We start from the raw sequence: 5275 nt of genomic DNA on the forward strand, positions 1-5275 counted from the left end.
TAGCGCCGGCCTTCGAGATCCTGGCCGAGCCAGTTGAACAGCGTCTCGCGCACGCGATCGGGCGTCGGCCGCAGGCCGTCGAGATCGAGCACCGCGAGCGGCGTGCGTTTCCAGTCACCGCCGATGATGCGGATCGTGTGCGGCTTGCCGCGGCCAGAAGGGGCCGCCGGGCGGCCGGGAGAGGAACGGGACATACGGAATATCGACGACGGAGGGACCGGGCGCGCGCGGGGGCGCACCGCTAAACAGGCGCACGTTACCACAGCGGCGGCGCACACTGACGCGAGCGCCCCGCCGCACTGATAAAATGCACGGTTTCGGCCGCCGTGCGTCGCGCCCGCGCGAACGCAGAACGGCCCGTCCGGTGCCCCGCCGCTGGCGGCGGCCCGCCCTCTTCCCGACGTCAGACCATGTTCAGCTTCTTCAAACGATTCAAGAAAACGCAGGAGCCCGATCCGGCGGAATCGCAATCGGCCGACGCGCAGCAAACGGACGAACCGTCCGATGCGCCCGCGTTCGAGGCCCCGCCTGCGGCCGACGTGCCGCAAGCGCCCGCACAACCGGTCGCGCAACCGGCCGCACCGGCCGTCGTGATGACGGTCACGCCGACCAACGACGGCCGCGACGAAGTCGTCGAGACGGTCGAAATCGTCCCGCCGCCGCTGCAGGACGCCACCGCGAAGAAATCGTGGCTCGCGCGCCTGAAAACGGGGCTCGCCAAGACGGGCTCGAGCATCACCGGCGTGTTCGTCAACACGAAGATCGACGAGGATCTGTACGAGGAGCTCGAAACCGCGCTGCTGATGTCCGACGCGGGCGTCGACGCGACCGAGTACCTGCTCGGCGCGCTGCGCGAAAAGGTGCGCACGGGCCGCCTGACCGACCCGCAGCAGGTGAAATCCGCGCTGCACGACCTGCTCGTCGAGTTGCTGACGCCGCTCGAAAAATCGCTGATGCTCGGCCGCGCGCAGCCGCTCGTGATGATGATCACCGGCGTGAACGGTGCGGGCAAGACGACCAGCATCGGCAAGCTCGCGAAGCATCTGCAGAGCTTCGACCAGTCGGTGCTGCTGGCCGCGGGCGACACGTTCCGCGCAGCCGCGCGCGAACAGCTGGCGGTCTGGGGCGAGCGCAACAACGTGACGGTCGTGCAGCAGGAAAGCGGCGATCCGGCCGCGGTGATCTTCGACGCGGTCAGCGCCGCGCGCGCGCGCAAGATCGACGTGATGATGGCCGACACGGCCGGCCGCCTGCCGACGCAGCTCCACCTGATGGAAGAGCTGAAGAAGGTGAAGCGCGTGATCTCGAAGGCGCATGACGGTGCGCCGCACGAAGTGCTGCTGGTGATCGACGCGAACACCGGCCAGAACGCGCTCACGCAGGTCAAGGCATTCGACGACGCGCTCGGCCTCACCGGCCTCATCGTCACGAAGCTCGACGGCACCGCGAAGGGCGGGATTCTCGCCGCGATCGCGCGGCAGCGCCCGGTGCCGGTCTACTTCATCGGCGTCGGCGAGAAGGTCGAGGATCTGCAGCCGTTCAGCGCGGTCGAATTCGCGGACGCGCTGCTCGGCTGAACACCGCCGGCCCGCATCGCACAGGGCGCCTTCGGGCGCCCTTTTTCATGCGCGCCCGGTCGTGCATGCCGGGCGCACCGCGCTCATTCGGCGTCGGGCTGCGCGCCGGGCTCGGCGGCCTTGAACGCATCGAGCGTCGACGCATGGTCGACGATCCGCTGGATCGTCGGATAGCGCGTCGTGTCGATCGAGAAGCGGTTCGCATTGAACACCTGCGGCACGAGGCACACGTCGGCGAGCGTCGGCGTGTCGCCGAAGCACAGCTTGCCGGTGCGCGGATCGCTTGCGAGACGCGTCTCGAGCGTGTCGAAGCCCGCCTCGATCCAGTGCCGGTACCACGCGTTCTTCGCCTCCTCGGGCACCTTCAGCGTGTGCTTCAGGTACTTCAGCACGCGCAGGTTGTTGAGCGGGTGGATTTCGCACGCGATCTGCAGCGCAACTGCGCGCACATACGCGCGATCGACCGGCTGCTTCGGCAGCAGCGCCGGTTCCGGATGGGTTTCCTCGAGATATTCGATGATCGCGAGCGACTGCTGCAGCGTCGCGTCGTCGTCGATCAGCGTCGGCACGACCGCATCCGGATTCAGCGCGCGATACGCATCCTTCAGTTGCTCGCCGCCGTCGCGCAGCATGTGCACGGGGACATAGTCGAACGGCAGCTGCTTCAGGTTCAGGGCGATCCGCACGCGGTACGACGCGGAACTGCGGAAATAGCTGTAAAGCTTCATGGGATGTCTCTCGTAGTCGTATTCGGCCGGCGACGGCACGGGCGCAGCGCAGCCGGCGCGCGCACCGCCGGGAACCAGAGTGTAGCGCGCCGCGCGGCGCGGCCTCGCTTGCGACGGCCGCACCCGTGCGATACTCGGGCATTCCTCACCGCTCACAGCGCGGCCCGATGCCGGCCGCCCGCCCCACGCCCCGATGACCGCTTCCCACGATCCCGCCGCCGTTCCGTTCCCGTGCGCCCGCTTCATCAAGGAAATCGGCCGCGGCCCGCACGGCGCACGCGCGCTGTCCGCCGAGGACACGTTCGAGCTCTATCGCGCGATGCTCGACGCGCGCGTGTCGGACGTCGAACTCGGCGCGATCCTGATCGCGTATCGGCTGAAGGGCGAATCCGCCGACGAGCTGGCCGCGATGCTCGCCGCCGCGCAGGCGTCGTTCGAGCCGGTGCACGTGCAGGACGCCGCGTTCCGCCCCGTGTCGATCCCGAGCTACAACGGCGCGCGCAGGCAGCCGAACCTCGTGCCGCTGCTCGCGCTGCTGCTCGCGCGCGAAGGCGTGCCGGTGCTCGTGCATGGCGTCGAGCGGGATCCGGGCCGCGTGACGAGCGCCGAAATCTTCTCGGCGCTGTCGCTCGCGCCGTCGACGTCGCACGATGCGATCGAGGACACGCTTGCGGAGCGCCGCGTCGCGTTCGCGTCGATCGAGGTGCTGGCGCCGCGCATTGCCCACCTGCTGTCGATGCGCAGCGTGCTCGGCGTGCGCAACTCGACGCACACGCTCGTGAAGATCCTGCAGCCGTTCGCGCCGGCCGGCCTGCGGCTCGTCAACTACACACACCCGCCGTACCGCGACAGCCTGGCGCAATTGTTCCGCGACCATCCGGACGCCGCGCTCGGCGGCGCGCTGCTGGCACGCGGCACCGAGGGCGAAGCCGTTGCCGACACGCGGCGCCAGGTGCAGGTCGACTGGCTGCACGACGGCGTGTGCGACACGCTGATCGAGGCCGAACGCTCGTCGACCGATGCGCCGGCCGTCGCGCTGCCGGAATCGCGCGACGCGGCCACGACGGCCGCGTGGACCGACGCCGTATTGCGCGGCGAGGTGCCGGTGCCCGACACGGTCGCCCGGCAGGTCGCGACGATCGTGCAGATCGCCCGCATCGCACGCTGACGGCACGCTCGCGAACCGGCCCCGCTTGCAGGGCATTTGACACGCGAGCGCATCCTGGCATAGAGTTGCCCTCATGCGTTCCTTTCCGAACACCCTCCGAATTACCTCCGGCCGCCTAGCGCGGCCGCTATCGCTACGACTAGCCTAAGGCTTTCGTAGCGCCGTGTGCTGTCCGCACGGTCCCTCCCAGCAGTTCCTCGCAGTACCCCTCTCGTAGTTTTTACAACCCGAAGTCGTCAGCATTCGTCCGTCTATCCGTCGGCCGACTCGCGAAGATCATCCGCATCCGCAGCGCGTTCACGTGCCGCGGAGCGAGGCAGCGCCAACCGTCGCCCATGCCGCCCGTCTTCGCTCGCGACTTGAGACCCGAGGTCCAGAAGATGCAGCGCAATCCGCAAGACAAGTACCGTCCGTTCGAACCTGTCCGCCTCAATGGCCGCAAATGGCCGTCGCGCACCATCGAGCGCGCGCCCGTCTGGATGAGCACCGACCTGCGCGACGGCAACCAGTCGCTGATCGAGCCGATGAGCATCGAGCAGAAGCTCGAATTCTTCGAGATGCTGGTCGCGATCGGGTTCAAGGAGATCGAAGTCGGTTTTCCGTCGGCGTCGCAAACCGACTTCGATTTCGTGCGCAAGCTGATCGACGACAAGCGGATTCCCGACGACGTGACGATCGAAGTGCTCGTGCAGGCGCGCGAAGACCTGATCGCCCGCACGTTCGACGCGCTCGAAGGCGTGCCGCGCGCGATCGTGCACCTGTACAACGCGGTGTGCCCGTCGTTCCGCCGCATCGTGTTCGGGATGTCGAAGGCCGACGTGAAGGCGCTCGCGATCGATGGCACGCGCATCATCAAGGAACACTGCGCCGCGCGCCCCGACACGCAGTGGACCTTCCAGTACTCGCCGGAAACCTTCAGCATGACCGAGCTGACGTTCGCGCGCGAAATCTGCGACGCGGTCGCTCAGACCTGGCGCCCGACCCGCGATCACAAGATGATCGTCAACCTGCCGGCCACCGTCGAAGCCGCGGGCCCGAACGTGTTCGCCGACCAGATCGAGTGGATGGACCGCAACCTCGCGTATCGCGACAGCATCGTGCTGTCCGTGCATCCGCACAACGATCGCGGCACCGCGGTCGCGGCGGCCGAACTCGCGCTGCTCGCGGGCGCCGACCGCATCGAAGGCTGCCTGTTCGGCAATGGCGAACGCACCGGCAACGTCGACCTCGTCACGCTCGCGCTGAATCTCTACACGCAGGGCATCGATCCGGGCCTCGATTTCTCCGACATCGACGCCGTGCGCCGCGTCGTCGAACGCTGCAACCAGATTCCGGTGCATCCGCGCCATCCGTACGCGGGCGACCTCGTGTTCACCGCGTTTTCGGGCTCGCACCAGGACGCGATCCGCAAGGGCTTCGCGCAGCAGCGCCCCGACGCGGCCTGGGAAGTGCCGTACCTGCCGATCGACCCGGCCGACCTCGGCCGCAGCTATGACGCGGTGATCCGCGTGAACAGCCAGTCCGGCAAGGGCGGTGCGACATTCCTGCTCGAACGCGGGATGGGCTTCACGCCGACGCGCCGCGTGCAGATCGAATTCAGCCATGCGGTGCAGACGCTCGCGGACACGTCCGGCGAGGAAGTGACGGGTGACGCGATCTGCACGTTGTTCGCGCGCGAATTCTTCGATACCGACGGGCCGGCCGCGCGCCACGGCAACGGCGCGCGCTGGCAGAACCGCGAGATCGCGGCAGCGCCCGCGGCGGACACGACGCCCGACGAGGCCGTGCGACGTTTCGCCGCG

5 protein-coding genes are annotated in these 5275 nt (G+C 68.4%); 3 read left to right on the top strand and 2 right to left on the bottom strand.

All coding sequences use genetic code 11. From position 1 onward, the window contains the following. Positions 1–194 (bottom strand): RsmD family RNA methyltransferase (locus G3N99_RS33890; RefSeq protein ID WP_206124549.1); only part of this gene is annotated, 194 nt, incomplete at its 3' end. A gap of 216 nt (positions 195–410) precedes the next feature. Here G3N99_RS33890 and ftsY point away from each other — a divergent pair. Then, positions 411–1577, top strand: a complete 1167-nt coding sequence (gene ftsY / locus G3N99_RS33895) for a signal recognition particle-docking protein FtsY (protein ID WP_174945079.1) — start codon at positions 411–413, stop codon at positions 1575–1577. A gap of 83 nt (positions 1578–1660) precedes the next feature. On the opposite strand, the gene maiA is transcribed toward ftsY, so the two are convergent. Beyond that, positions 1661–2305 carry a maleylacetoacetate isomerase gene (gene maiA / locus G3N99_RS33900; RefSeq protein ID WP_174945081.1) on the bottom strand — a complete coding sequence of 215 codons (645 nt, stop codon included), beginning with the start codon at positions 2303–2305 and terminating at the stop codon, positions 1661–1663. A gap of 193 nt (positions 2306–2498) precedes the next feature. Between maiA and ybiB the strand changes: the two genes are divergently transcribed. Continuing rightward, on the top strand, positions 2499–3473 hold the full coding sequence (gene ybiB / locus G3N99_RS33905) for a DNA-binding protein YbiB (protein ID WP_206124550.1): 975 nt from the start codon (positions 2499–2501) through the stop codon (positions 3471–3473). Positions 3474–3853: 380 nt separating this feature from the next. Next, positions 3854–5275: 2-isopropylmalate synthase (gene leuA / locus G3N99_RS33910; protein WP_206124551.1), on the top strand; the 1422-nt coding region annotated here is incomplete at its 3' end.

This window comes from Burkholderia sp. Ac-20392 (genome assembly GCF_017104585.1).
Lineage (GTDB): Bacteria > Pseudomonadota > Gammaproteobacteria > Burkholderiales > Burkholderiaceae > Burkholderia > Burkholderia lata.